Here is a 26,413-nt window from a genome sequence, read left to right as displayed (position 1 = left end):
TCTGCCCGCGCGCGACCCGCAGCATCTGGACGCCTGGCTGCTTGTGGGCGGCAACGACAACGATTTCAGCGCCCGCCGGTGCGTGAGGCAGGGCGAGGCCTGCGATTCGCCGCTGGACAACGACAACCGGGTGCTGGTCTACCGGCTGACCCTGCCGCGCCCGTAGGAGCCGCTTCAGCCTCGATGGTGCTTTACCAGGACCCAGGCTTTGGCGGTAAAGCCCCATCGCGGCTGAAGCCGCTCCTACGAGAGATTCCCGCGCGGCTTACTTCGCGCCGTTCTTCGCCGCGTAGTCCTGCGCCTGGCGCATCACCCGCAGCACGTTGCCGCTCCAGATGGCGGCGATCTGCGCCTCGCTCAGCCCGCGGCGCTGCAGCCAGGCGGTGATCTTGGGCAGGTCGGTGATGTCGGCCATGCCCGGCAGGCCACCGCCGCCGTCCCAGTCCATGCCGATGCCGACGTGGTCAGGGCCGACCACGTCGAGGATGTGGCCGAAATGGACGAAGAAGTCGTCCAGCGTCGCCCGCCGGCGCGGCAGGCGCTTGTCCAGCTCGGCCATCGCCCGCGCCAGTTCCACGCCCTTGTCGATCGGCATGTCGTCCCAGCCGCCGAGCTGCTTCTCGAGCGCTTCCTCGGCCTGCTTGCGTTCCTCGCTGGGGGTCTCGTCGACGAGGTAGCCGCCGTAGGCGTTGACCTGGATCACGCCGCCCTTGGCAGCAAGCTGGCGCAGGCGCGCGTCGTCGAGGTTGCGTGGATGGCCGAACACCGCCTTGGACGCACTGTGCGAGAGGATGAACGGCACCGGCAGCATCGCCGCCAGGTCGTCGAACACCGCGTCGGAGGCGTGCGACTGGTCGATCACGATGCCCAGCCGCACCGCTTCCTGGACCAGCGCCTTGCCCGCCGGGCTCAGGCCTTTCCATTCCGCGCCCTTGGGGTCGGTGGCCGAGTCGGCGAACTCGTTGTTGGCGAAGTGCACGGTGGACATCAGCCGCAGGCCGGCCTTGTGATAGAAGCCCAGCAGCGAGGGATCGGCCACCAGCGGGCTGCCGTTCTCCATGCTGATGTAGACCACGCGCTTGCCGGCGGCCTTGATCCGCGCCGCATCGTCGGCGGTGAGCGCCAGCTGGAACCTGTCCGGATGCGCGGCCAGCATCTCGCGGATCTCGATCAAGCGCTGCAGCCCATGGTCGCGCTCGGCCAGGTGCGCGGCGGCGCTGCGGTCGCCCTGGTCGGTGTAGATCGCCCAGAAGCCGCCGTCGAGCGCGCCGTCCAGCATGCGCGGGTAGTCCACCTGCGACAGCGCGTTGTGGTCGTGGCGATGCAGGATGTCGAAGCCGGGCCGGGCGAAGTTGGCCGGGGTGTCCAAGTGGCTGTCCAGGGTCAGCAGGCGCTGCTGCAGCGCCGTCGCACGGGCCAGTTCGGCCTGGGTGAATTCGATGGCCTGGGCGGACAGCGGCGCGCCCAGCGCCAGGGCGAGCAGCAGGGACAGACGACGCAGCGACATGCGGGCCTCGGCTTTTGGGAAAGGCCACGACCATACCGCCACCGCGTCGCGTACCGGTAGTACCAGCCGTTGTTACGGCCATAGCCGCCGGGCATGGCTCCCGATCCATACGCTATGGGGAACGGCCGTTGCCGCTCCCCCGGGATGCCCCGCTCAATCCACCACGCGGCAGAACACGGCCTTGAGGTAGCGCGATTCCTGCACGTGCGCCATGAACGGGTGGTCCGGGCCGGCGCCGGCCACCTTCAGGATCTGGATCGTGCGGCCGGAATAGAACGCGGCGCGGCGCAGCATGTCCAGGAACTGCTCTTCGGACACCAGGCCGGTGCAGGAGAACGTGGCGAACAGGCCGCCGGGCTTGACCACGCCCAGCGCCAGCTTGTTCATGTCCAGATATTTCTTCAGCGCGTTGATGACCTGGTCGCGGTCGCGGGTCATCTTGGCCGGATCCAGGATCACCACGTCGTACTGCTCGCCGCGGTTGGCGGCATCGCGCAGCCACGGAAAGATGTCGGCCTGCACGAACTTCGGCCTGGCGTTGTTGAGCCGCGCGTTGCCCTTGGCGATCTGGATCACGTCCTGGTCGATGTCCACGCCCAGCACCTCGCTGGCGCCGCGCGTAGCCGCATAGACGGCGAAACCGCCGGTGTTGCAGCACAGGTCGAGCACGCTCTTGCCCTCGACCAGCTGGCTCAGCCACTGCCGGTTCTCGCGCTGGTCGGCGAAGAAGCCGGTCTTGTGCGCGCCGGCCGGGTCGGCGCGGAACTTCACCCCATGCTCGGTGATCACCGCCGGTTCGGTGGTGGTGTTGCCGTGGAAGTCGAAGCTCTCCTGCTTCTGCACGTGCTCGTCGGCGAAGCTGTGGAAGCGGCAGCCCGGGAACTGGGTGCGCAGCGCCTCGTAGATCCACTCGCGGTGGCGGAACATGCCGGCGGCGAAGAACTCGACCACGATCAGGTCGCCGTAGCGGTCCACCACCAGGCCGGACAGGCCGTCGCCCTCGCTGTGCACCACGCGCCAGGCGTCGGACACCGCGTCCAGTTTCAGCACGTCGCGGCGCAGCGATACCGCCTCGGCGATCTTGCGGGTGAACCAGGCCTGGTCCACGTCCACGTCCTGGTGGGTTTCCAGGATGCGCACGGCGATGCGCGAATGGCCGTTGTAGAAGCCGCGGCCGATCCATTCCCCGTCCACGCCGACCACGTCGACGATGGTGCCGGGCTTGGGCTTGGCGGCGGGCTTTTCGACCAGCTTCTGGAAAATCCACGGGTGGCTGGAGCGCCACGCGTTCTTCAGGCGTACGACGGGAAGGGGGGTATTCATGGGCGCCATTGTAACGGGCGCCGACCCGCCGCCGCCGCGCGTTCATTGACGGCAAAGGCGGCAGGCCGCACTATCCGGGCCTGAAGGGGAGTAGCTCCCAGACGTTGTCGCCGTCAGTTCGAGCCGCAAGGCTCCGGTGCAACGGCAGTTCCGGCCGACGGAACTGTGAGCAAGACCTTCGCCGCATTGGCGAAGGTCTGTCCCCGGTCTCCCCGATTCCGTGTCCAGTTCCTGGCCCTTGCGGTTCCCAGAACCTCCACATGACCGGAACTCCCATGATCCAGACAATCGGTAATCCCTGGCTTTGGGGCGGCTTCATCGCCGTCGTCATCGCCGCCCTGCTGATCGACCTGGTGCTGATGCGCCACGGCGGCCCGCACAAGGTGACCTTCAAGGAGGCCCTGCTGTGGTCGATCGGCTGGGTCGCCCTTGCCCTGGCCTTCAATGCCGGCCTCTGGTACTACCTGAACGAGACCGCCGGCACCGCGGTGGCCAACGAGATCGGCCTGCAGTTCCTGACCGGCTACCTGATCGAGAAGGCGCTGGCGGTCGACAACATCTTCGTGTTCCTGCTGATCATGGGCTACTTCGCGGTGCCCGAGACGCAGCGCCAGCGCGTGCTGATCATCGGCATCCTTGGCGCCATCGCGCTGCGTACGGTGATGATCTTCGCCGGCACCGTGCTGGTCAGCCAGTTCCACTGGCTGCTCTACGTGTTCGGCGCGTTCCTGCTGTTCACCGGCTGGAAGATGTGGTTCGCCGCCGGCCAGGAACCGAGCCTGGACGACAATCCGGCGCTGAAGTTCATGCGCAGGCACCTGCGCATCACCCACGAATACAACGGCAACCGCCTGGTCGCCGAGAAGAACGGCGTGCGCTGGTTCACCCCGATGTTCGTGGTGCTGATCCTGATCGCGGTGACCGACGTGATCTTCGCAGTGGACTCGATCCCGGCGATCTTCGCCATCACCACCGACCCGTTCGTGGTGCTGACCTCGAACGTGTTCGCGGTGCTGGGCCTGCGCGCGATGTTCTTCCTGCTGGCCGGCATGGCCGACCGCTTCCACCTGCTGCCGTACGGGCTGGCGGTGATCCTGGGCTTCATCGGCGCCAAGATGCTGCTGATCGACGTGTTCAAGATCCCGGTGCCGGTGTCGCTGGGCGTGGTCGCGGCGATCCTGGTGGTGACGATGCTGCTGAGCCTGAAGCTGCCGCCCAGGAACGGGCACAAGGCCTGAAGCGGCGTCTGCCTCCTCGCGATTGTCCCGCCGGTGGTACACCGGCTTCCCGAAGCGGCGCCCTTGCATTCACTTCGGGGCGCCGCAATCCCGATAGCCATGGATACTTCCAACACGCCCGATACCGGCAATGCGCCGGCCACCGACCGCAGCGACCGCCGCCGCGTGCTGCGTGCCTTCAACCTGAGCCTGGGCTTCGTGCTGCTGCTGGTGGCGGTGTTCGCGCTGCAGCAGACCGGCTGGGACTGGCGCCCGTGGTCGGTGGGCCCGCACGACATCGCCGGCCTGCTGGGCCTGCTCGGCGCGCCGCTGCTGCACGGTTCGGTCGAACACCTGGGCGCCAATGCGGCGGCGCTGCTGATCCTCGGCACGCTGGCCGGCAGCGTCTACCCGAAGGCGACCCTGCGCGCCCTGCCCCTGCTGTGGCTGGGGTCGGGCATCGGCGCGTGGATGCTGGGCGAACCCGGCAGCCATCACCTGGGCGCCAGCGGCCTCACCCACGGCCTGATGTTCCTGGTACTGGGGCTGGGCCTGCTGCGCCGTGACCGCGCCGCCATCGCCGCCGGCATGATCGGCGTGCTGTTCTACGGCGGCATGGTGATGACCGTGCTGCCGCATGAACCGGGCGTGTCGTGGCAGTCGCACATGGGCGGCGCCGCGGCCGGCGTGATCGCCGCCCTGCTGTTTCGCCATGCCGACCCGCTGGCGCCGCGCAAGCGCTACAGCTGGGAGGACGAGGAGGAAGAAGACGAGGCGGGACCGCTGGCCGATGCCGAGCTGGAACCGCCCTCGCCCGGCCAGGTGCCGGTACTGTGGCAGCCGCGCGAAGGCCGCGACTACGAAGTGGTCGTGCAGTTGCGGCCGCGCACGCGCCGCGACGGATGAGTCGCGGACCCTGAGGGAATCCGTGCCGGGACGGCAGCGGCTACCGCAACCGTCCAGCCAAGGCCAGCCGCAGGCAGCCCCAGGCCAGCACGCCGACGACCAGGATTTCCGCCAACCCCACCGAAGCCTGCAGCAGGAACGATGCGGGCTGCCCGTCCCAGTGGTGGACCTGGATCCGCCCGCGCCAGAAGCTGGCGTACAGGGTGCCGGTGAACACCGCGCGCAGCAGCGCGAAGGCCTGGGTGGCTTCGAACGCGGCCAGGAAACAGCCCAGCAGGGCCAGCACGGCGCGGATGCCCGGTGCGATCGCATCAGCCTCGTCGCGCCGGGTGCCAGGCGTTGTCGCAGCGGAAGCGGAAAGCGCAGGCCGGGCCCGCGCTTCCTGCGGCTGCAGGGGTGGCAACCCGACGATTTCGCCGGGCAATTCCAGTCGAAGGTGAGCGGCGATCCGCCGCAGCCATGCGTCGGTCATCGCGGTGCCCGGGCGCACCGCGACTGTTTCGAAGCTGAGCCGGTGCGCGCCGCCATCGCGGCCGAGCAGCCACAGCCGGACCGGAGCGGATGCCGCGCCGGTCCGGCGCAGCTGCAAGCGGTCGCCGTCTTCCAGCGCGAAGGCCTCCTCCACCCGGGCCCGCCCGCCGAAGAGGTTGCGCCGGCAGCGCTGGACCCGCCGGCCGACCCCCTCCAGTTCCAGCGTTTCGCGGACGGGGAAGTACCAGGCGCAGGCCACGCCGAGCGCCGGCAAGGCGATCAATGCCAGCAGCGCAACCACCATGTCGCCACCGCTCCTGCCCGCCAGCTCGCCCCGCAGCAGCAGCGGCAGGCCGATGCACGCCAGCAGCAACAGGAGCAGCAAGGCCTGCAGCAGCCGGTTGGCCGAATGGATGCGCAGGAGGTCGCCGCGTTCCTCGTACCTGTAGCCGATCAGCGTCGTTCCCTTCATGGCAACGATGTTCGTCGCTGGCGCGGCCCGGCGGCAAGCGCGGACGGGATCAGCGCGCCGCTTCTCCGCCATCCACCGCGCGCCGGCCCAGCGCCGGATCGTCGGTGAAGAAGGCATCGATGCCGGCCTGCAGATAGGCGCGGATCTCGGCGACCGAGCCCTGCGGGTTGCGTGCGTCCGCCGGCCCCTGGCGCAGGGCCGGCGGCAGGAACGGGTTTTCCGGACGGAAGGTATAGGCCACCACCTGCAGGCCGGCGGCATGCGCGTCGGCGATCAGCGGCGTGGGCGCACCCGGGCGGCCCTGCGCATCCACCGGCAGCAGGGTGCGGCGCTCCACGCCGATCGCATCGGCATAGCCGGCGATCCCGCGCAGGCCGGCCGGCGTCATCATCTTCGCGTAGGTCAGGTCGCCACCGGACAGCGCCACGTCGGCGGGCATGGCCTGCGCGTCGTCCAGCAGCTGCAGCAGGCGGATGTTCGACTGCCTGCCGATGCGCGCGCGCAGCTGGCGCAGGTTGGCGGTCTCGAACGACTGCACCAGGATCGGCGCGACGTTGGTGTAGGGATTGCCGCGCAACGTATCGAGCAGGCGCTCCTCCATCGGCAGGCCGATGCCGCGGAAATAGCTGCCGTGCTTGATCTCCGGCGCCAGGCCGATGCCGCGCCCGCTGCGCCGCGCCTGCTGGACCAGGAACTCGACGATCTCGTCCAGCGTGGCGATGCGGAACTCGCCGTCGAACGCGGTGCCGCGCAGTTCCGGCAGGCGTTCGCGCGCATGCAGCGTCTTCAGCTCGGCAAGGGTGAAGTCCTCGGTGAACCAGCCCTCGATGCGCTTGCCGTCGATGACCTTGGCAGTGCGTCGCGCTGCGAATTCCGGATGCGCGGCGACGTCGGTGGTGCCGCCGATCTCGTTTTCGTGCCGCGCCACCATGACCCCGTCGCGGGTCATGACCAGGTCCGGCTCGATGTAATCGGCGCCATCGACGATGGCCTGCGCGTAGGCGGCCAGCGTGTGCTCGGGCAACAGCGCGCTGGCGCCGCGGTGCGCGTACACCGAGACATGCGCGAACGGCGGGGTGGAAGGAGCGGCCATTGCCGCCGAGGATGCCATGCACAGGCCCGCCACCACACCCATCACCGCTCTGCCGAACACTGCCCGCTCCCGCTTCCATCTTGGTAAAGAAGCGGGAGTGTGCGCGGTGCATGTGACCGGCATGGGACAGGCCCGCCCGCAGGAACCCACTTCAGTGCGTGACAGAGCTTGCAGGCAGATCCTTCTGCAACAATCCGCGGATCCATCGGTGGGATGCCTCTTCGCGCACTGAAGTGCGCTCCTGCAGAATTCAGGGCGGCAATCGACGCCAGCCCCCGGCATCGGCATGCAGGCGGCCGGTGATGCCGATGCCCTGCAGGAACGCCTCGTCGTGCGCGGCCACCAGCAGCGTGCCGGGCCAGTCGCGCAGCATCGTTTCCAGCGCCTGCATCGCGTCCAGGTCGAGGTGGTTGGCCGGCTCGTCCAGCAGCAACAGCTGCGCCGGCGGCTGCGCATACAGGGCACAGGCCAGTGCCAGCTTCATGCGCTCGCCACCGCTGAGCGCCTCCACCGGCCGCTGTGCCTGCGCGGCATCCAGTCCCAGCAGCGCCAGGCGGGTGCGCAGTCCGGCTTCGGCCATCGCCGGGTTGGCATGACGCAGTTGGGCCATCGCCGGGGCCGCCGCTATGGGAAAGGCCAGATGCTGGTCCAGCCACGCGTGCGGCGCGTTCATCTGCACCGCTCCCTGCAGGGGTCGCAGGTGCCCGGCCAATACCTTGAGCAGCACCGACTTGCCGCTGCCGTTGCGGCCGGTGAGCGCCAACCGCTCGCCCCGTCGCAACAGCAGATCGATTCGGGCCAGGGCGCCATCCACGAACGGCAGCACCACGTCCTCCAGCACCGCCACGCGCTCGGGCGCGTCGCCGGTACCGGCGACAGGCAGCAGCACCACGGGAGCGGCCGCTTCGACCGCCGCTGCCGCCTGCCGTACCTGCTCGTCCAGCCGTTCGCGCTGCTGCTGTTGTTGCAGATGCGCCTTGCCGGCGCTGGCCTGCGCCCGCTGCTTCTGCCGGCCCAGCAGGATCGGCGCCTGGTTGGCATGCGCGGCCTGCCGGTTGCCGCGGGCGGCGCGGTGCTCGCGTTGTTCCTGCTGCTCGCGCAGGGCCTGCTCGCCCTGGCGGCGTTCGTGGCGACGCTGCTGCAGGGCTTCCGCTGCCAGGCGCCGTTCCTCGCTGCTGCGCGCCGCGTAGAACGCGTAGTTGCCGCCATGGCTGCGCAGGCCGAGCGGCGACAGTTCGACGATGCGCTGCATGTCGCCGAGCAGTGCGCGGTCGTGGCTGACCACCAGCAGGCCGCGCGGCCAGCGCCGCAGCTGTTCGCGCAGCAGTTGCCGGCCCTGCGCGTCGAGATGGTTGCTGGGCTCGTCGAGGACCAGGAAATCGGCGTCGGACAGGAACGCGCCGGCCAGGGCCACGCGCATGCGCTGTCCGCCGCTGAGCCGGCTTGCCGGCGTATCGGCCGACACCCCGCACAGCTGCATCCGTTCCAGCTCGGTCTGCAACTGCTCGCGCAGCTGCCAGCGTTCGCCCAGCACCTCGAAATCGGCGACATCACTGCTGCCCTGCTCGATGCGATGCAGGGCCGCCAGCGCATCGCCCAGTCCGGCGAGGTCGGCGACGCTGGCGGTGGGCGACACGTCGATCTGCTGCGGCAGCCACGCCACCGGCCCCGAGCGCAGGCAGCGCCCGCGCGTGGGCGCCAGCCGGCCGGCGAGCAGCTGCGCCAGCACGCTCTTGCCCACGCCATTGCGCCCGACCAGCCCGGTGGGCCGCGCGTCGAAGGTTTCGTCCAGATCGGAGAACAGCAGCCTGCCGTCGGGCAGCTGCCAGCAGACGCGTTCAAGCGTCAGGAAGGGAGTCGTGGTCATTGCATTCCATCCATGCCCGGATCACCCGCCTGCCGGTGGCAGCGGGACTTCGCGAGGCCTCACCAGCGCGGGCTGGCGGGGCGGGCATCAATGACGCATTGGACCGGACTCCTTCGGGGAACAGTGCCGCCATCGCGGCGGCAGGGTGAAAGACTAACCGGCGACGGATGAACGGTTCAACGCCGGTGGCCGCTCACTTGCCGATGCAGAAGCTGGAAAAGATGCGGCCGAGCAGGTCGTCGGCGGTCATGCGGCCGGTGATTTCGCCCAGCGCATCGTGCGCCAGGCGCAGTTCCTCGGCGGCCAGTTCCAGCTGCTCGTGGCGCAGCTGCGCATCGGCGTCGTCGAGGTGCGCGGCGGCGCGGACGAGGGCCTGCACATGGCGCAGGCGCGCGGAGAATTCTCCCTGTTGGCCTTCACCGGCACCATCGCCGGCGAGTTCGCGCAGGCGCGCGTGCAGCTGCTCCAGGCCCTGCCCGCTGGCGGCGGAGATCGCGATCACGTCTTCGTCCAGTTGCTGCGGCCACTGCGGCAGCAGGTCGCACTTGTTCAATATCCACAGCTGCCGCGCGGCCTGCGCCGCGGCGTCGCCGATGGCCTGGCGGCCCGCGTCCGGGTCGCGTGCGTCCAGCACCACGATGGCCAGGTCGGCGCGCTGCATCTCGGCGCGGGCGCGGCGCATGCCTTCGCGTTCGATGGCGTCGCCACCTTCGCGCAGGCCGGCGGTGTCGACCAGCTCCAGCTCCAGGCCATCGATGCGGATGGTCTCGCGCAGGGTGTCGCGGGTGGTGCCGGCGATATCGGTGACGATGGCGCGCTCGCTGCCTGCCAGTGCGTTGAGCAGCGAGCTCTTGCCGGCGTTGGGCGGGCCGATCAGCACCGCGTGCAGGCCATCGCGCAGCTTGCGCCCGCGCTCGGCATCGGCAAGCAGGCAAGCGAGCGAGTCGCGCGCCTGCTCCACGCCGGCACGTACCTGCGCGCCCCCCAGGGTATCCAACGGTTCGTCGGCGAAATCGATGGCAGCCTCGACGTGGATGCGCAGCCGCACCAGCCACTCGGCCACGTCCTCGACGCGGCGCGAGAACACGCCGTCGAGCGAGCGACGGGCGGCGCGGGCGGCGCGCACGTCGCCGGCGGCGATCAGGTCGGCGATGGCCTCGGCCTGGGCCAGGTCGAGCTTGCCGTTGAGGAAGGCGCGCTCACTGAACTCGCCGGCCCGCGCCTGCCGCGCGCCCAGTTCGATGCAGCGCGCCAGCAGCTGGCGCAGCACCACCGGGCTGCCATGGCCCTGCAGTTCCACCACGTCCTCGCCGGTGAAGCTGCGCGGGCCGGGGAAGTACAACGCGATGCCGTCGTCGATCGCCTCGCCCGCCGCGTCGCGGAACCGCGCGTAGTGGGCGTGGCGCGGCCGCAGCGCCGGGCAGCCGAGTCCACGGGCGATGGACGCCGACAGTGGGCCGGAAAGACGCAGGATGCCGACGCCGCCCGCGGCGGCGCCGCTGGCGATGGCGATGATGGTGTCGCTGCTGGCCATCGCGTTCATGGCTTACAGCTTCTGCAGCTGCGCGCGCGCCTGCGCGGCGCCGCTGCCCTGCGGCTGCAGTTCCAGGTAGGTGGCGTAGGCCTGCTTCGCCCTGGCCTTTTCGCCGGCGTGGAAATAGGCATCGCCAAGGTTGAGGTAGGCCACCGCGCGCGAGGGATCGATCTTCAGCGTGTTTTCCAGCCAGCGCGCCGCTTCCATGTAGCGTTGCTGGCGGTAGTAGACGAAGCCGAGGTTGTTGGCGGCCTGGGCGAAATCCGGGCGCAGCTTCAACGCTTCGGTGAACTGCGCCACCGCCTCGTCGTAGCGTTTCTCGCGGTACAGCTGCAGGCCGCGGTCATTGGCCTGCTGGGCACGCTGGCGGTCGGAGGTCGGCACCGCGGCCGGCACCACCAGCGTATTGCTGCCGCCCTGCAGGTTGGCGACCTTCACCGCGGCCTCGTTGCCGCCCTGCGCCGCATCGACGCGGCCGTTGAGCGCGATGGCATCGGCCGAAAACTGGGTGGTGTCGGCGTTGAGGAACTCCTGGCTGTCCGGCACCTGGAACACGAACTCGCCGCCCTGCGAACCGGGCAGGCTGCCGAACGCCGGCGTCTGCCGCGAGACCGCCGACACCGCCGGGGCGACATAGGCCGCCAGCTCGGTGCCGGTGATCAGGCCGTCGCCATTGAGGTCGCCCTTGCCGGACAGCGCCTGCAGCAGCACCCAGGTGAACACCGAATGGCCGTTGGGGCCGCTGTCGGCCACCTGCTGGTCGGCGCCGCCGGCGGTAAGCATCTGCCGCGCGGTGCGGCGCGCGTTCTCGCGCAGGAACGAGGACGACGAAGCGCCGCCACGGGTCAGGCCCAGGCCGCTGTAGCAGGCGTCCATCACGAACAGCACGTGCTTGGCCTGCAGGCTCTCGGCGATGTTCTGCACGTCCGTCATGGCGATGGCGTCGGTGGCGAATTCCTTCGGATCCGAATCCACCGGGATGATGTAGCCCAGGTCGCGCCCGGAGGCGAGCTGGCGGGTGGCGCCATGGCCGGCGAAGAACACGAACACGCGGTCGTTCTTCTGGGTGCGGCCGTCGGACAGCCGGTCGTGGAACGCGGCCAGGATGTTGTTGCGGGTGGCCTCGCGGTTCTTCAGCACGATCACCTGCGAGGACGGGAAGCCGAACTGGCCGGTCAGCGTGTCGGCGACGGCCTGGGCGTCGCGGCTGGCGTATTCGAGCTTGGGCCACTTGGCGTAATCATCGATGCCGATGACGATGGCCCAGGACTTCTCGTAGCCGGTGGTGACGGTGGCATCCTTGCCGGCATCCTTGCGCGCGCGGCTGACGGAAAAATCGCGGCCGTTCCAGCCGGCGAACTGGTAGCCGTCGGCGATCAGCCGGTCCAGGATCTGCGGCAGCGCCTTCACCGCGCGGTCGTGGATGTCATGGAACAGGATGATGCCGCGCTGTTCCTTCTGCACCTGCTCGAGCACGCGCTGCACGATGGATTCCGGCACCGGGTCGGCCCAGTCCATCGAATCGATGTTCCACATGATCGACTTCAGCCCGGCCTCGCCGAGCAGCTGCAGGCCTTCGGCATTGCGCGCGCCATACGGGAAGCGGAACAACGGCGCGCGCTTGTCGCCGACACGGCGCAGCAGCGCGTCGGTGCCCAGCACCTGCTCGCGCAGCGCGTCGCCGCTGGTGCGCGAGAGCTGCGCATGGGTGAGGCTGTGGTTGCCCACCGCATAGCCATCGGCCATCAGCTGGCGGCTGATGCCGGCCATCGCGCCCAGCGCCACCTTGCCGTCGGCGCCGACCGTGCCGATGTTGCGGCCGACTTCGAAGAACACGCCCGGTACGTCGTAGCGCTTGAGGATGGCGGTGATCTCGTCGGTATAGGCCTTGTGCGGGCCGTCGTCGAAGGTCAGCACCACTGTCTTGGCCGGCAGGTCGCGGCCGAAGATCTCGCGCTCGCTGTCCTTCATCGACATCGGGTAGGGCTCGATCACGCCATGGTCGCGCAGGATCGCCTCGCGGTCGTACTGCGCGCGCAGATGGGCGACGTAGTCCTCCCACTTCTCGCGCTTGAGCGCGATGGCGCGGGTGCGCTCGAAGCGGCTGAAGATGCGGGTGATTTCCTGGTTGTAGTTGCGCTCGATCTCATCCAGCGCCTCCAGGTCCTCGCCGATGCGCTGGTGCAGCTTCACCGCCGGCAGCGAGGAATCGGCGCCGACCCGCTCGTGCAGGTCGCGCAGTACCTCGCGGAAGGCCAGGCGATCGGCGTCGAACAGGTCCGGTGCCGACTCGATGTAGTCCAGCACCGCACCCAGCGTGGCAAAGCGCTGCGGGCTGGACGTGCGCAGCAGGGCATCGAACTGCGCGGCAATGGCATCGCGCTGCTCCAGTCCGTCATGGAACAGCTGCTGGCCGATGCGGGTGGAAGTGGCGCGGTCGCGATCGCCCTGGGCGTCCTCGTCGGCCAGCAGCACGATGATGCGGCGGTGGCTGTCGAGCTGCTTCTGCAGCGCCGCCAACAGGGGAGCCGCGGCGCCATCGTCCACCGCGGCCCTGGCCTGCCCGGGTGCGGTCGCGCCCGGCTGCTGCGGGTCGGCCGGCTTGCCGCCGCATCCGCCCAGCAGCACGGACAGGGCGATCGGCAACAGGAAACCGCGCATTGCAGGAAGACGGGACATGGCAGGCGAAGACGGGCGGAGGCCGGAAGATTCTAGTGGAGCGGGACGTGCCCCGCTGGGGTTGCCGGCACCGCGCGGAAATCCTGTAGCAGCGGCGTCAGTCGCGGCGGGCATCGCTCCTGCAGCAGCGTGAATACTCCACATGCGGAAAGCCCGCCTTGCGGCGGGCTTTCGCGGTTACTTGGCTTCGGCCTTGGCCGGCGGCGTCGGGCTGGGCTCGCCGTGCTTCTTGGTCATCCACCACTGCTGGACCAGGCTCAGGCCGCCGTTGACCACCCAGTACAGGACCAGGCCGGACGGCATGAAGGCCATCATCACGCCGAACACCAGCGGCATGAACTGCATCATCTTCTGCTGCATCGGGTCCATGCCCGGCGCCGGCGTCAGCTTCTGCGTGAACCACATGATGGCCACGTTGAGCACCGGCAGGATGAAGTACGGATCGCGCGCGGTCAGGTCCTGGATCCAGGCGAACCACGGCGCCTGGCGCAGCTCCACCGATTCCACCAGCACCCAGTACAGGGCGAAGAAGATCGGCATCTGGATCAGCAGCGGCAGGCAGCCGCCCATCGGGTTGATCTTTTCCTTCTTGTACAGCTCCATCATCGCGGTCTGGAACTTCTGGCGGTCGTCGCCATAGCGTTCCTTCAGCTGCGCGATGCGCGGCTGGAACCTGCGCATCTTGGCCTGCGACTTGTACTGCGCGTTGGCCAGCGGGAACAGCGCCAGCTTGAGCAGGATCACCAGGCCGATGATCGACCAGCCCCAGTTGCCGACCAGCTTGTGCACCTGGTTCATCACCCAGAACAGGCCCTGGCCGATGATGGCCATCGGCGTGAAGCGGCTGTAGTCCACCACGCGCTCCAGGCCGGGCACGTCTTCCTTGGCGATCTGGTTGACCAGCTTCGGACCGACCCACAGGCGTGCCTGCGTGCTGACCTTCTGGCCCGGTGCGACGGTGAAACCGGGGCCGCGCGCTTCGATGACGTTGCGCGGACCGTTCTGCGAGAGCAGGTACAGCGAGGCCTGGTCGGCCTGCGGAATCCACGCGGTGAAGAAGTGATGCTGCAGCATCGCCACCCAGCCGCCGCTGACGGTCTGGTTGAGGTTGCCGTCCTTCAGGTAATCGGCAAACGCGCGGCGCTGGTACTTCTTGTCGTTGTCGTACCAGGTGGCGCCGTTGAAGCTGAAGGAATCCGGGTTGGTCATGCTGCGGCTGAGGATCGCCGGCACGCGGTCGAGCTTGCGGAACACATAGCCCTGCCACGGCGCGCCGCCGGCATTGACCACTTCATCCTTGACGCCGATGGCATAGTCGCCGCGCTTGAAGATATAGGTGCGGTGGATGCTGACGCCGTCCGGACCGTTCCAGACGAACGGAACCTGCAGCTCGCTCTGGCCTTCGGCCAAGGTGTATTCCCTGGCCGCCTGCACCGGCTGGAAGCCATTGGCGCCCGGCGCGGCCGAGCCGCCCTGGCCCACCCAACCGCTGGTGGCGCTGTACGGATGCGCCTTTTCCTCGGTCAGCAGCTGCACCGGCGGGCTGCCGGCGGCCTTGGTCTGCGGGAACTGCAGCAGGTCGGCGTCGAGCACGCTGCGGCCATCGAGCGCCAGCTTCAGCACATCGGTGGTGACGGTGACGCGCGTCGCGGCGCTGGCCGCTTCCATGGCGGGCGTCGGCGCTGGTGCGGCCGGCGCCTGGCCAGGAGCCGTGGCCTGCGGCACGTTGCCGGCCGAAGGCGGGGCCAGGTCTGCATCGTTGGCGGCCGGCACCGCCGGCTGGGTCGCGGCCACGGTGGCCGGATCCGGCGCGTTCTTCTCGCGGCCCCACTCCATCCACAGCAGCACCGCCACCATCAGCCAGGCGAAAATCAGGAATACACGGGTCTGGTTCATCAGCAGGCAGGCTCGGCTCGACCAGGCGGAGAGCCCGGCGCGTTCAAGGAAGAAGAGGGTTCGTTGCCCTCGCGCGGCGGCATTGTGCCGTCAGCGACCACGGCGGGCAATGCACCGGCACGGCGGAGCAGGCGTACGAACGCCTCGCGGATCTGCCGGTTGTCGGCAAGCTTGGCCGCCGAGCGGGCGACCACGACGTAATCGCCCCCGGCCATGTCTGCCCGGAGGTGGCGTGTGGCATCACGCAGCACACGCTTGATGCGGTTGCGGCCCACCGACCGCGTATCGACCTTGCGAGACACGGCCAAGCCCAGCCGGGCGGGGGGATCCCCTTTCAGCCAGTGCAGTGTCATCAATGGGTCGGATACACGGCGGGCGCCGTTGAAGACCGTTGTATATTCGGCACGCGTACGAACCCGCGCAGAGCGAGGAAATCGCTTGCGCGGGTCGGTGCTGCTCACGATCGGATTTGCATCTGCCGCACGGGGCGGCAACGCAATCAAGCGCTGAGGACTTTGCGGCCCTTGGCGCGGCGACGCGACAGGATCTTGCGGCCGTCAGCGGTCTTCATACGCGCGCGGAAGCCGTGATCGCGCTTGCGCTTGAGGTTGCTGGGTTGGAACGTGCGCTTGGTGGCCATGGGGGCACCTGTATGAATGGGACGGAAAGAACCGGAAATTCTATAGACCCTACCCCGGTCGCGTCAAGCGCTGTAGCGCTTTCCCTGCAAGGGTTTCATCCACAGGCTGTGGATGGATCTGTGAACAAGTCAGGGACAAGCATTCCCGCCCCCGCCCTGCGGTGGTAGTCTGCGCCATCCACTTTCCCCCTTTCCGGCACGTGGCCGGGCGGCTTCCTGCGCCCGTCCCTCGTGCCTTCGACGATTATTTCCGATGGATGCCTGGTCCCGTTGTATCGAACGTCTGGAAGCGGAATTTCCGCCCGAAGATGTCCACACCTGGTTGAAGCCGCTGCAGGCCGACCACCGCGCCGACAGCATGGTGCTGTACGCCCCGAACGCCTTCATCGTCGACCAGGTGCGCGAGCGCTACCTGCCGCGCATCCATGAGCTGCTGCGCTATTTCGCCGATATCACCGACGTGCAGCTGGAAATCGGCTCGCGGCCGCGCGTGGCCGAGCCGGTCCCGGCCATGGCTCCCGCCAGCGGCACGCCGGCGCCGGCCGCACCGGTGGTGCCGTTCAACGGCAACCTGGACGCGCACTACACCTTCGCCAACTTCGTGGAAGGCCGCAGCAACCAGCTGGGCCTGGCCGCTGCCTTCCAGGCGGCGCAGAAGCCGGGCGACCGGGCGCACAACCCGCTGTTGCTGTACGGCGGCACCGGCCTGGGCAAGACCCACCTGATGCTGGCCGCCGGCAACGCCATGCGCCAGGCCAATCCGGGCGCACGCGTGCTCTACCTGCGCTCGGAGCAGTTCTTCAGCGCCATGATCCGGGCGCTGCAGGAAAAGACGATGGACCAGTTCAAGCGCCAGTTCCAGCAGGTGGACGCGCTGCTGATCGACGACATCCAGTTCTTCGCCGGCAAGGACCGCACGCAGGAAGAGTTCTTCCATACCTTCAACGCGCTGTTCGACGGCAAGCAGCAGATCATCCTGACCTGCGACCGCTACCCGCGCGAAGTCGAGGGCCTGGAAGCGCGCCTGAAGTCGCGCCTGGCCTGGGGCCTGTCGGTAGCGATCGAACCGCCGGATTTCGAGACCCGCGCGGCCATCGTGCTGGCCAAGGCGCGCGAGCGTGGCGCCGAGATTCCCGACGACGTGGCGTTCCTGATCGCCAAGAAGATGCGCTCGAACGTGCGCGACCTGGAAGGCGCTCTCAACACGCTGACCGCGCGCGCCAACTTCACCGGCCGCGCCATCACCACCGAGTTCGCCCAGGAAACCCTGCGCGACCTGCTGCGCGCCCAGCAGCAGGCCATCAGTATCCCGAACATCCAGAAGACCGTGGCCGACTACTACGGCCTGCAGATCAAGGACCTGCTGTCCAAGCGCCGCACCCGTTCGCTGGCGCGTCCGCGCCAGGTCGCGATGGCGCTGACCAAGGAATTGACCGAGCACAGCCTGCCGGAAATCGGCGACGCCTTCGCCGGCCGCGACCACACCACCGTGCTGCATGCCTGCCGCCAGATCCGCACGCTGATGGAGACCGACGGCAAACTCCGCGAGGACTGGGACAAGCTCATCCGCAAGCTGAGTGAGTAGACCATCGGGACACCGGGCAGGATCAGGCAACAGGGCCAGCGAATGATGCATCGACGCCACGCAGGCGTCATCGCACAAAACGGTGCATCATTCGGGGGCAGGCGTTGGGGAAGCTGTGGATAAAAATGTGCTTCCGGATTGACGTAAAGTTATCCACATCTTTCCCCACCCGTTCCGGACCAGTAATACAGAGGGTTTCGATGCAATTAAACCCTTTAAAAACAAATACTTGGGTGTGTTTTAAACCAAATCTGGCTCTACCAGCACCACCAAGCTTTTGATTTAACCCACATCTTTAAAAGCATAGGGGCACGAAACCACATGCGTTTCACACTGCAGCGCGAAGCCTTCCTCAAGCCGTTGGCCCAGGTCGTCAACGTGGTCGAACGCCGTCAGACCCTTCCGGTTCTGGCCAACTTCCTGGTCCAGGTGCAGGGCGGCCAGTTGTCGCTGACCGGCACCGACCTGGAAGTGGAAATGGTCTCCCGCATCGCGGTCGAGGATGCGCAGGATGGCGAAACCACGATTCCGGCACGCAAGCTGTTCGAGATCATCCGTGCCCTGCCCGACGGCAGCCGGGTGACCGTGTCGCAGACCGGCGAAAAGATCACGGTGCAGGCAGGACGTAGCCGTTTCACCCTGGCGACGCTGCCGGCCAACGACTTCCCGTCGGTGGACGAGGTCGAGGCCACCGAGCGCGTGGTGGTACCGGAATCGGCGTTGAAGGAACTGATCGAGCGCACCGCATTCGCGATGGCGCAGCAGGACGTGCGGTACTACCTCAACGGCCTGCTGTTCGACCTGCGCGACCAGTTGCTGCGCTGCGTGGCCACCGATGGCCATCGCCTGGCGCTGTGCGAAACGGCGCTGGAGAACAGCACCGGTTCCAAGCGCCAGATCATCGTGCCGCGCAAGGGCGTCACCGAGCTGCAGCGCCTGCTGGAAGGCGGCGATCGGGAGGTAGAACTGGAAGTCGGACGCAGCCACGTGCGGGTGAAGCGCGACGATGTGACCTTCACTTCCAAGCTGATCGACGGCCGTTTTCCCGATTACGAAGCGGTGATTCCGATCGGCGCCGACCGGGAAGTGAAGGTCGATCGCGAGAGCCTGCGGGCTTCGCTGCAACGTGCGGCGATCCTTTCCAACGAAAAATACCGTGGCGTCCGTGTCGAGGTCACCCCGGGCCAGCTGAAGATCAGCGCGCACAACCCGGAGCAGGAAGAAGCGCAGGAAGAAATTGAAGCCGACACCCAGGTCAGCGATCTGGCCATCGGCTTCAACGTGAACTACCTGCTTGATGCCTTGTCGGCGCTGCGCGACGAGCACATCGTGATCCAGCTGCGCGATTCCAACTCGTCTGCACTTGTGCGCGAAGCCAGCAGTGAGAAGTCCCGCCATGTGGTCATGCCGCTGCGTCTCTGACGTCTCCGGTTCCACGTGGAACAGAGAGCCCGGCGATGCCGGGCTTTTTTGTGTCTGACGTCTACGTGCCGGATCGACATTCCGGTGGTGTGATGTTCCACGTGGAACTGACTTCCGGAGTTGATAGCTGGATCAACGTGATCGATGAAGATAATTCCAGCTCGGCAGGGTCTTGTGAGGTCGGTAGAACAGGATCCCTTTGACCTCGGCTGAAGAACCCGGCTTTGGATGCCTTCAAAGCTTTAAATCTGAGAATAAATCAGAAGCTTGGTGGTGCTGGTAGAGCTGGATTTCATGTAAAACTTGGTTATCTGTTTGTTTTAAAAGATATTTCACGTGTCGAAACCCCTATGGAAAAGCAGGGGGTCAGGCTGTGGATAGCTGTGAATAAGCAGAATCCGGAAAAATGGCGGGGGGATTGTCCACAGGATGTTCAACATTCATGAACGTGCAGCACACAGGGCTGAGTGACGCCAACAGGTCCATGGATCATGTCCGGTTCTTTCCCAGACCAGTAAAGCGTCCCGGCCCTGCCGGTCAGATGCTTTAAGCTGCCGGTCTTGCCTGGGATGGTGGTGTCCGGGGCGTCCTGTTTATTCCCGAGCGTCAATGCACATCGTCCGTATTTCGCTGAACCGCGTGCGCCGGTTCGACTCGGTGGAACTGGCTCCCCGCCCCGGAATCAACCTGATCACGGGGGACAACGGCGCCGGCAAGACCAGCGTGCTGGAAGCCCTGCATCTGATGGCCTATGGGCGCAGTTTCCGTGGTCGCGTACGTGATGGGCTGGTGCAGAAAGGCGCTGATGCTCTCGAAGTCTTCGTTGAATGGCAGGAGCATGGGGGCGCGGCACCGGTCGAACGGTTGCGCCGTGCGGGTCTGCGTCACGGTGGGCAGGCGTGGAAAGGCCGGTTGGACGGTGAGGATGTCGCCCAGCTCGGATCCCTGTGCGCTGCGCTGGCGGTGGTGACCTTCGAACCGGGCAGCCACGCCTTGGTCAGCGGGGGGAGCGAGGCACGCAGGCGCTTCGTCGACTGGGGGTTGTTCCACGTGGAACCTGACTTTCTCCCCCTCTGGCGCCGTTACACGCGCGCGCTCAAGCAGCGCAATGCCGTGCTCAAAGCCGGGGCTGCTCCACGGCAACTCGATGCCTGGGATCATGAGTTGGCTGAGGCCGGCACTCCGCTGACCTCGCGGCGCGAGCACTATCTGGATCGGCTGCAGGACCGGGCAGTGGCCATCGCCGCCGACCTGGCGCCGGGGCTCCAGTTGCAGGGTCTCGAGCTGCAGCCGGGCTGGCGCCGGCATGAAATGTCGCTGGCCGACGCCTTGCTGCTGTCCCGCGAGCGGGATCGCACCATGGGATATACCTCGGTGGGCCCGCATCGAGCCGACTGGTCTGTCGGATATGCTGAAATCCCCGGACGCGATGCCCTGTCGCGCGGCCAGGCCAAGCTCACCGCCCTTGCCAGCCTGCTGGCGCAGGCGGACGATTACGCCGCCCAGCGCGGCGAATGGCCGGTGATCGCCCTGGACGACCTCGGCGCGGAGCTGGACCGGCACCACCAGCAACGCGTGCTGCAACGCCTGGCGGGGACGCCTGCACAGGTCTTCATCACCGCGACCGAGCCACCTGCCGCACTCGAAGGACCCCTGCGTCCGGCTGCCGTGTTCCACGTGGAACACGGCGCCATCCATGGGCTGCAATGACCGTTCCGGGTGCGTAATGGCCCGGCTGGTATACTTTCCACGACCCCCTCTTTACTCACGCCCCGACCTCCGGGCCGGCGCGTGACCTGTGGAGCCAACGGCAAGCGCGATGAGCGAAGAACAGAACACCCCGGCCAGCAATGGCAATTACGACGCCAACAGCATCACTGCCCTGGAAGGGCTGGAGGCTGTCCGCAAGCGTCCCGGCATGTACATCGGCGACGTCCACGACGGCACCGGTCTGCACCACATGGTGTTCGAAGTTGTCGACAACTCCATCGACGAAGCCCTCGCCGGCCACGCCGACAACGTCATGGTGACCATCCATGCCGACGGTTCGGTATCGGTGTCGGACAACGGCCGCGGCATCCCGGTCGGCAAGCACGAGCAGATGAGCCAGAAGCTCGGTCGCGAGGTTTCCGCCGCCGAAGTGGTGATGACGGTCCTGCACGCCGGCGGCAAGTTCGACGACAACAGCTACAAGGTTTCCGGTGGCCTGCACGGCGTCGGCGTCAGCGTGGTCAATGCGCTGTCGCAGAAGCTGCTGCTGGATATCTTCCAGGGCGGCTCCCATTACCAGCAGGAATTCAGCAACGGCGCCGCGGTCGGTCCGTTGAAGCAGTTGGGAGCCACCACCAAGCGCGGTACCACCGTGCGCTTCTGGCCCTCGGCCGTGGCATTCCACGGCAATGTCGAGTACCACTACGAGATCCTGGCCCGCCGCCTGCGCGAGCTTTCGTTCCTCAACTCCGGCGTCAAGGTCATCCTGGCGGATGAGCGTGGCGAGGGCCGCCGCGACGACTTCCATTACGAAGGCGGCATCAAGAGCTTCGTGGAGCATCTGGCGCAGTTGAAAACCCCGCTGCACCCGAACGTCATCTCGGTCACCGGCGAGCACAACGGCATCACCGTGGAAGCGGCGCTGCAGTGGACCGATTCCTACCAGGAAACGATGTACTGCTTCACCAACAACATCCCGCAGAAGGACGGCGGTACCCACCTGGCCGGCTTCCGCGGCGCGCTGACCCGCGTGCTGAACAACTACATCGAGCAGAACGGCATCGCCAAGCAGGCCAAAATCAGCCTGACCGGCGACGACATGCGTGAAGGCATGATCGCGGTGTTGTCGGTGAAGGTGCCGGACCCGAGCTTCTCCAGCCAGACCAAGGAAAAGCTGGTCAGCTCCGACGTCCGCCCGGCCGTGGAAAACGCCTTCGGTGCGCGCCTGGAGGAGTTCCTCCAGGAGAATCCGAACGAAGCCAAGGCCATCGCCGGCAAGATCGTCGATGCCGCCCGTGCCCGCGAAGCCGCGCGCAAGGCGCGCGACCTGACCCGCCGCAAGGGCGCGCTGGACATCGCCGGCCTGCCCGGCAAGCTGGCCGACTGCCAGGAAAAGGACCCGGCGCTGTCCGAACTGTTCATCGTCGAGGGTGACTCGGCAGGCGGCTCGGCCAAGCAGGGCCGCAACCGCAAGAACCAGGCGGTGCTGCCGCTGCGCGGCAAGATCCTCAACGTGGAGCGCGCCCGTTTCGACCGCATGCTGGCTTCCGACCAGGTCGGTACCCTGATCACCGCGCTGGGCACCGGCATCGGTCGCGACGAGTACAACCCGGACAAGCTGCGCTACCACAAGATCATCATCATGACCGACGCCGACGTCGACGGCGCGCACATCCGCACCCTGCTGCTGACGTTCTTCTACCGGCAGATGCCGGAGCTGATCGAGCGCGGCTACGTCTACATCGGCCTGCCGCCGCTGTACAAGATCAAACAGGGCAAGACCGAGCTGTACCTGAAGGACGACCCGGCGCTGGATGCCTACCTGGCCAACAACGCAGTGGAGAATGCCTCGCTGGTCCCGGCCGCCGGCGAACCGCCGATCGAGGGCGTGGCGCTGGAGAAGCTGCTGATGACCTACGCCAGCGCGCAGGAAACCATCAACCGCAACGCCCATCGCTACGACCGCAACCTGCTCGAAGCGCTGGTCGACTTCACCCCGATGGACCTGGAGCACCTGCGCAACGCCGCTGCTGGCGAAGGCCTGGACGCCCTGGCCAAGCGCCTGAACCAGGGCAGCCTGGGCGCTCCGCGTTTCAGCCTGACCTTGCAGGAGCCGAACGAACAGCGCCCGGCCGCCGTGCTGGTCACCCGTCGCCACATGGGCGAGGAGCACATCCAGGTGCTGCCGCTGGCGGCGTTCGAATCCGGCGAGCTGCGTCCGCTGCACCAGGCCTCGCAATTGCTGCACGGCCTGATCCGCGAAGGCGCCACCATCAACCGTGGCAACCGCTCGGCCGAAGTCACCGGCTTCGCCCAGGCCCAGGCCTGGTTGATGGAGGAGGCCAAGAAGGGCCGCCAGATCCAGCGCTTCAAGGGTCTGGGCGAAATGAACCCGGAACAGTTGTGGGACACCACCGTGAACCCCGATACCCGCCGCCTGCTGCAGGTGCGCATCGAGGACGCAGTGGCTGCCGACCAGATCTTCAGCACCCTGATGGGCGACGTGGTCGAACCGCGCCGCGACTTCATCGAGGACAACGCGCTGAAGGTCACCAACCTGGATATCTGACACAATCCGGCAACAGGGCAGGTGCCGCATCTGGCGCCTGCCCGCTATCCGTGGCAGCCCCAGGAGCACGATGTCCGCACCACCGCCGGTTCCGTTGTCCGTCCCGCCCACCACGCCACCGGTGTCCCGCCAAGGTTCCCCACTGCTGGGGTTCGGACTGGATGTCCTGCTGGCTGCCTGCATCCTGCTGGGCCTGAGCTTGTTCTGCGGCCTGGCCTGGGGCCTGTGGCGCGGTTTCGAGGTCGGCATGGCGATCGCGCGCGAAGGCGGCGGTGCGCCTGACGCGGCCCAACTGGGTACGCAGCTTGGGCAGCCGGGGGCCTTGGCGCAGATGCTGATAGCCCTGGTCTCCACCGGCGGTGCCGCGCTGGTGCTCTACTTCTGGCGCCGGCGCGCCGTGCCGGCCGAACGCGCCGCATCCCATGCCGCCGCACGCCGAGGTTCCACCTGGGCATGGACCCTGCTGGTGGCCGCCTGCGTGTTCGTCGGCAGCAGCCTGATCGGCTGGGGGGGCAAGCAGCTCGGCATCGAGCCGGTACCGACCAACCTGCCCCTGATGGAACAGGCGATGGCCCACTACCCGGTATTCCTGGTCGCCTTTGCCGTATTCCTCGCGCCGGCCTATGAGGAACTACTGTTCCGCCGGGTGCTGTTCGGTCGCCTCTGGGCGGCGGGCCGGCCATGGCTGGGCATGGTGCTCAGTGGCGCAGCCTTCGCGTTCATCCACGAGATCCCCGGCACGAGCGGCAACGGCCTGCCCGAAATCCTGCAGTTGTGGCTGGTCTATGGCGGCATGGGCGTGGCGTTCGCCTGGCTGTACCGCCGGACCGGTACCTTGTGGGCCGCCATCGCCGCGCATACGCTCAACAACGCCGTGGCGCTGGCCGCGCTGGTGCTCTTCGGCATCCAGTAATGGCATTGGCCGATTGACGGAAATTTAAGCCGGACGCTCGCACACTGCGGACATGAACAAGGGGAAATCCGCCATGAAACCCGTGCTGTCCGGTGCCCTGCTCGCGCTTCTGCTGGCGGCCTGCGCGACGACGACCTCGCCGACGGGCCGTCGCCAGATCGTGGGTGGCGTCTCCCAGCAGCAACTGGATCAACTCGGCGCGCAGGCGTTCGCCGAGACCAAGGCGAAACAGACCCTGAGCACGGACGGCAAGCAGAATGCCTACGTGCAGTGCGTGGTCAACGCGCTGGTCGCGGAGTTGCCCCAACAGTACCGTGGCGTACGTTGGGAGACGGCGTTGTTCGTGGAGAAGGAACCCAATGCCTTCGCCCTGCCCGGCGGCAAGGTCGGCGTCAACACCGGCATATTCAGCGTGGCAAAGAACCAGGACCAGCTGGCGGCGGTGCTGGGCCACGAGATCGGCCATGTGATCTCGCGGCATCACGAAGAACGCATAACCCAGCAGATGGGGACTTCTGGTTTCCTGCAGATCGCCGGGGCATTGGCGGGTGCCGCCTATGGCGATGCAGCTGCCAATGCTGTCAACCAGTTCGGCAGCATGGGCGCGCAAGGTGTGATCCTGCTTCCCAACTCCCGCACCCAGGAAAGCGAGGCCGACGTGGTCGGCCAGCGACTGATGGCGCAGGCCGGCTTTGATCCGGCGCAGGCGGTGGACCTCTGGCAGAACATGATGGCCGCCGGCGGCGCCCGCTCGCCGCAATGGCTCTCGACCCACCCCGACCCAGCCAACCGGATCCGCGAACTGCAGCGTGACATCAATGCGCTGGAGCCTGTCTATCGCCAGGCCCGGGCGGCAGGACGCACTCCCCGTTGCGGTTGACCTGTGCGCATGTCCACGCCGGCCCCCTGGACATTGTTGCAGTACAGCAACACAAGTGATTTCTCCGTCAAAAAATTTCTGTTACGTTTGGCGGCTCCGTCTTACCGGACGGCCCGTCTACAGCACCGCCCCCCGCGGTTTCATCGAGGTGACCCATGATCTCCCGCAGCCATAAGCAGGCCCTGCTTTCCGTCCTCATCGCGACCGTGCTTGGTGGCGCTGTGGTTGCCGACGCCGACGCCCAGTCGCGCTCGTCCGATCGTGGTGGCGAACGCCGCGGCGGCCATGGCTCGACCAAGGCGCAGGTGCTGTATCCGGAGGCGACCCGCGAAGAGCCCAAGGGCAAGCCGTCCTCGAAGATGGGCGGCAAGCTGCAGAAGCTGTTCGCTGCCTACAACAAGGACGAGTACGAGGAAACCCGCAAGCTGGCCGACGAGATCATCGCCGCTGACGGTGCCAACGACTATGACAAGGCGGTCGCCAACCAGCTCGCTTCACAGGCTGCCTACAACCTTGACGACAACGCCGCCGCCAAGCAGTACCTGCAGCAGGCCGTCACCCTGAACCAACTGGACAACAACGGCCACTTCCAGGCCATGCTGATGCTTGCCCAGCTGCAGCTGCAGGACGAGCAGTACGCCGAAGGCCTGGTCAACCTGGACAAGTATTTCGCCGAGTCCAAGTCGCACAAGCCCGAGGAGCTGGTGATCAAGGGCCAGGCCCTGTACCAGACGGAGAAGTATGCCGAGGCCATTCCGGTGCTGAAGGCGGCCATCGCCGCTTCGCCCGAACCCAAGGACAACTGGAACCAGCTGCTGATGGCCGCTTACGCCGAAGCCGGCCAGACCGGCGAAGCAGTCAAGGAAGCAGAGGCCCTGGCCGCGAAGAACCCCGCCGACAAGAAGGCGCAACTGAACCTGGCCAGCATGTACATGCAGGCCGACCAGATGGAAAAGGCCGCCGTGGTGATGGACAAGCTGCGCGCGGCCGGACAGCTCACCGAAGAGCGCGAGTACAAGCAGCTGTACTCGATCTACGCCAACACCGAGAACAAGGAAAAGGACGTCATTGCGGTGATCAACGAGGGCCTGTCCAAGGGCATCCTCAAGCCGGACTACCAGGTCTACCTGGCGCTGGCGCAGTCGTACTACTACTCCGACCAGATCCCGCAGGCCATCGAGGCGTGGCAGAAGGCCGCCCCGCTTTCCAAGGATGGCGAGACCTACCTGAATCTGGCGCGTGTGCTGCATGCTGAAGGGCGGATTCCCGAAGCCAAACAGGCGGCCCGGGATGCAAAGGCTAAAGGTGTGAAGAACCCGGCCGATGCAGACAAGATCATCAACCTGAAGTAAGCAGGAATAACGCCTGAACAGCTGCATTTGTGATGCGCAGCTGGTCAGGATTGGTATAAGCTTGGAGGTTCCTGCGGTGTCATGCACCGCTGAATCAGGGGCGTCGGAACAGCGCCGCCCCGGCCCCACTAACGAGCTCTTGGCGCATGACGGAACAACTGGTTTTCCACCACAGGTATGACGGCGAGAAAGACACGGGTCTGAGCTGGCCCCGCATCGCCGGTATCGCCTTTGTAATCGCACTCCATCTGGCAGCCCTGATGATGCTCCTGATCCCGGCCGTGGCCCCCAAGGCCGCCAAGGAAAAGGAACGCAACGTCATGGTGACCCTGGTCGACGCTCCGCCGCCGCCCCCACCGCCTGTCCCTTATACCCAT

At 67.0% G+C, this 26,413-nt stretch carries 20 protein-coding genes and 1 pseudogene; 11 read left to right on the top strand and 10 right to left on the bottom strand.

The genetic code is table 11. From position 1 onward, the window contains the following. Window positions 1-265: 265 nt before the first annotated feature. Complete coding sequence (locus ABB22_RS13375) at window positions 266-1,507, bottom strand: dipeptidase (protein WP_055768719.1); 1,242 nt, start codon at window positions 1,505-1,507, stop codon at window positions 266-268. Between the two features lie 153 nt (window positions 1,508-1,660). Beyond that, window positions 1,661-2,830, bottom strand: a complete 1,170-nt coding sequence (locus ABB22_RS13370) for a class I SAM-dependent rRNA methyltransferase (protein WP_055768716.1) — start codon at window positions 2,828-2,830, stop codon at window positions 1,661-1,663. A gap of 278 nt (window positions 2,831-3,108) precedes the next feature. Here ABB22_RS13370 and ABB22_RS13365 point away from each other — a divergent pair, with 278 nt between their 5' ends. Continuing rightward, window positions 3,109-4,068, top strand: a complete 960-nt coding sequence (locus ABB22_RS13365) for a TerC family protein (RefSeq protein WP_055770218.1) — start codon at window positions 3,109-3,111, stop codon at window positions 4,066-4,068. 99 nt (window positions 4,069-4,167) lie between these two features. Further along, complete coding sequence (locus ABB22_RS13360) at window positions 4,168-4,953, top strand: rhomboid family intramembrane serine protease (protein ID WP_055768713.1); 786 nt, start codon at window positions 4,168-4,170, stop codon at window positions 4,951-4,953. Window positions 4,954-4,993: 40 nt separating this feature from the next. On the opposite strand, the gene ABB22_RS13355 is transcribed toward ABB22_RS13360, so the two are convergent. The 8 genes from ABB22_RS13355 to rpmH form a co-directional block, all read right to left on the bottom strand. Next, on the bottom strand, window positions 4,994-5,968 hold the full coding sequence (locus ABB22_RS13355) for a hypothetical protein (protein ID WP_152984178.1): 975 nt from the start codon (window positions 5,966-5,968) through the stop codon (window positions 4,994-4,996). Further along, window positions 5,946-6,989, bottom strand: coding sequence for a glycerophosphodiester phosphodiesterase (locus ABB22_RS13350; protein ID WP_235504287.1), 1,044 nt, complete (start codon window positions 6,987-6,989; stop codon window positions 5,946-5,948). Before ABB22_RS13350 ends, ABB22_RS13355 begins: the two co-directional genes overlap by 23 nt. 250 nt (window positions 6,990-7,239) lie before the next feature. Further along, window positions 7,240-8,856, bottom strand: a complete 1,617-nt coding sequence (locus tag ABB22_RS13345) for an ABC-F family ATP-binding cassette domain-containing protein (RefSeq protein WP_057505272.1) — start codon at window positions 8,854-8,856, stop codon at window positions 7,240-7,242. A 193-nt stretch (window positions 8,857-9,049) separates the two neighbouring features. Beyond that, window positions 9,050-10,390 (bottom strand): tRNA uridine-5-carboxymethylaminomethyl(34) synthesis GTPase MnmE, encoded by a 1,341-nt coding sequence (gene mnmE / locus ABB22_RS13340; RefSeq protein ID WP_055770215.1) that lies wholly within the window; start codon window positions 10,388-10,390, stop codon window positions 9,050-9,052. A gap of 12 nt (window positions 10,391-10,402) precedes the next feature. Beyond that, entirely contained in the window at window positions 10,403-13,069 is a 2,667-nt protein-coding gene (locus ABB22_RS13335) for a polysaccharide deacetylase family protein (protein WP_055768700.1), read from the bottom strand. Window positions 13,070-13,246: 177 nt separating this feature from the next. Beyond that, a complete protein-coding gene (gene yidC, locus ABB22_RS13330; protein ID WP_055768697.1) occupies window positions 13,247-14,965 on the bottom strand; it encodes a membrane protein insertase YidC in 1,719 nt (572 codons plus the stop codon). Further along, on the bottom strand, window positions 14,965-15,426 hold the full coding sequence (gene rnpA, locus ABB22_RS17910; protein ID WP_200911365.1) for a ribonuclease P protein component: 462 nt from the start codon (window positions 15,424-15,426) through the stop codon (window positions 14,965-14,967). Before rnpA ends, yidC begins: the two co-directional genes overlap by 1 nt. Window positions 15,427-15,464: 38 nt before the next feature. Then, the gene (rpmH, locus tag ABB22_RS13325) at window positions 15,465-15,605 is read right to left on the bottom strand and encodes a 50S ribosomal protein L34 (protein ID WP_006404565.1); all 141 of its coding nucleotides are present in this window, start codon (window positions 15,603-15,605) and stop codon (window positions 15,465-15,467) included. A gap of 253 nt (window positions 15,606-15,858) precedes the next feature. On the opposite strand from rpmH, the gene dnaA reads away from it, so the two are divergent. From dnaA to ABB22_RS13285, 9 genes and pseudogenes are all read left to right on the top strand, one after another. Then, window positions 15,859-17,190, top strand: coding sequence for a chromosomal replication initiator protein DnaA (dnaA, locus tag ABB22_RS13320; protein ID WP_055768694.1), 1,332 nt, complete (start codon window positions 15,859-15,861; stop codon window positions 17,188-17,190). A gap of 321 nt (window positions 17,191-17,511) precedes the next feature. Next, entirely contained in the window at window positions 17,512-18,612 is a 1,101-nt protein-coding gene (gene dnaN / locus ABB22_RS13315) for a DNA polymerase III subunit beta (protein WP_055768690.1), read from the top strand. 224 nt (window positions 18,613-18,836) lie between these two features. After that, on the top strand, window positions 18,837-19,058 hold the full coding sequence (locus ABB22_RS18265; protein ID WP_152984176.1) for a hypothetical protein: 222 nt from the start codon (window positions 18,837-18,839) through the stop codon (window positions 19,056-19,058). Between the two features lie 163 nt (window positions 19,059-19,221). Continuing rightward, complete coding sequence (gene recF, locus ABB22_RS13310) at window positions 19,222-20,322, top strand: DNA replication/repair protein RecF (RefSeq protein WP_055768687.1); 1,101 nt, start codon at window positions 19,222-19,224, stop codon at window positions 20,320-20,322. Between the two features lie 109 nt (window positions 20,323-20,431). After that, window positions 20,432-22,891 carry a DNA topoisomerase (ATP-hydrolyzing) subunit B gene (gene gyrB / locus ABB22_RS13305; RefSeq protein ID WP_055768684.1) on the top strand — a complete coding sequence of 820 codons (2,460 nt, stop codon included), beginning with the start codon at window positions 20,432-20,434 and terminating at the stop codon, window positions 22,889-22,891. Between the two features lie 70 nt (window positions 22,892-22,961). Then, window positions 22,962-23,804, top strand: coding sequence for a CPBP family intramembrane glutamic endopeptidase (locus tag ABB22_RS13300; protein WP_055768682.1), 843 nt, complete (start codon window positions 22,962-22,964; stop codon window positions 23,802-23,804). Window positions 23,805-23,877: 73 nt separating this feature from the next. Continuing rightward, a complete protein-coding gene (locus ABB22_RS13295; protein ID WP_055770210.1) occupies window positions 23,878-24,684 on the top strand; it encodes a M48 family metallopeptidase in 807 nt (268 codons plus the stop codon). Between the two features lie 155 nt (window positions 24,685-24,839). Continuing rightward, on the top strand, window positions 24,840-26,036 hold the full coding sequence (locus ABB22_RS13290) for a heme biosynthesis protein HemY (RefSeq protein ID WP_055768679.1): 1,197 nt from the start codon (window positions 24,840-24,842) through the stop codon (window positions 26,034-26,036). Between the two features lie 146 nt (window positions 26,037-26,182). Further along, a pseudogene (locus ABB22_RS13285) lies at window positions 26,183-26,413 on the top strand (energy transducer TonB); the annotation flags it as partial.

The sequence above is a fragment of the Stenotrophomonas nitritireducens genome (assembly GCF_001431425.1).
Lineage (GTDB): Bacteria > Pseudomonadota > Gammaproteobacteria > Xanthomonadales > Xanthomonadaceae > Stenotrophomonas > Stenotrophomonas nitritireducens.
Note: the sequence above shows the minus strand (reverse complement) of the source record. Positions and strands in the feature narration are given on the sequence as shown.

Excerpts from the sequence above, each read along its gene's own strand:
- ABB22_RS13350 (WP_235504287.1), bottom strand. The coding sequence starts at position 6,989 with ATGGCCGCTCCTTCCACCCCGCCGTTCGCGCATGTCTCGGTGTACGCG.
- ABB22_RS13295 (WP_055770210.1), top strand. The coding sequence starts at position 23,878 with ATGAAACCCGTGCTGTCCGGTGCCCTGCTCGCGCTTCTGCTGGCGGCC.
- ABB22_RS13355 (WP_152984178.1), bottom strand. The coding sequence starts at position 5,968 with ATGGCGGAGAAGCGGCGCGCTGATCCCGTCCGCGCTTGCCGCCGGGCC.
- ABB22_RS13375 (WP_055768719.1), bottom strand. The coding sequence starts at position 1,507 with ATGTCGCTGCGTCGTCTGTCCCTGCTGCTCGCCCTGGCGCTGGGCGCG.
- ABB22_RS13335 (WP_055768700.1), bottom strand. The coding sequence starts at position 13,069 with ATGTCCCGTCTTCCTGCAATGCGCGGTTTCCTGTTGCCGATCGCCCTG.
- rpmH (WP_006404565.1), bottom strand. The coding sequence starts at position 15,605 with ATGGCCACCAAGCGCACGTTCCAACCCAGCAACCTCAAGCGCAAGCGC.
- ABB22_RS13370 (WP_055768716.1), bottom strand. The coding sequence starts at position 2,830 with ATGAATACCCCCCTTCCCGTCGTACGCCTGAAGAACGCGTGGCGCTCC.
- gyrB (WP_055768684.1), top strand. The coding sequence starts at position 20,432 with ATGAGCGAAGAACAGAACACCCCGGCCAGCAATGGCAATTACGACGCC.
- ABB22_RS13300 (WP_055768682.1), top strand. The coding sequence starts at position 22,962 with ATGTCCGCACCACCGCCGGTTCCGTTGTCCGTCCCGCCCACCACGCCA.
- yidC (WP_055768697.1), bottom strand. The coding sequence starts at position 14,965 with ATGAACCAGACCCGTGTATTCCTGATTTTCGCCTGGCTGATGGTGGCG.
- ABB22_RS13360 (WP_055768713.1), top strand. The coding sequence starts at position 4,168 with ATGGATACTTCCAACACGCCCGATACCGGCAATGCGCCGGCCACCGAC.
- dnaN (WP_055768690.1), top strand. The coding sequence starts at position 17,512 with ATGCGTTTCACACTGCAGCGCGAAGCCTTCCTCAAGCCGTTGGCCCAG.
- dnaA (WP_055768694.1), top strand. The coding sequence starts at position 15,859 with ATGGATGCCTGGTCCCGTTGTATCGAACGTCTGGAAGCGGAATTTCCG.
- mnmE (WP_055770215.1), bottom strand. The coding sequence starts at position 10,390 with ATGGCCAGCAGCGACACCATCATCGCCATCGCCAGCGGCGCCGCCGCG.
- recF (WP_055768687.1), top strand. The coding sequence starts at position 19,222 with ATGCACATCGTCCGTATTTCGCTGAACCGCGTGCGCCGGTTCGACTCG.
- ABB22_RS13290 (WP_055768679.1), top strand. The coding sequence starts at position 24,840 with ATGATCTCCCGCAGCCATAAGCAGGCCCTGCTTTCCGTCCTCATCGCG.
- ABB22_RS13345 (WP_057505272.1), bottom strand. The coding sequence starts at position 8,856 with ATGACCACGACTCCCTTCCTGACGCTTGAACGCGTCTGCTGGCAGCTG.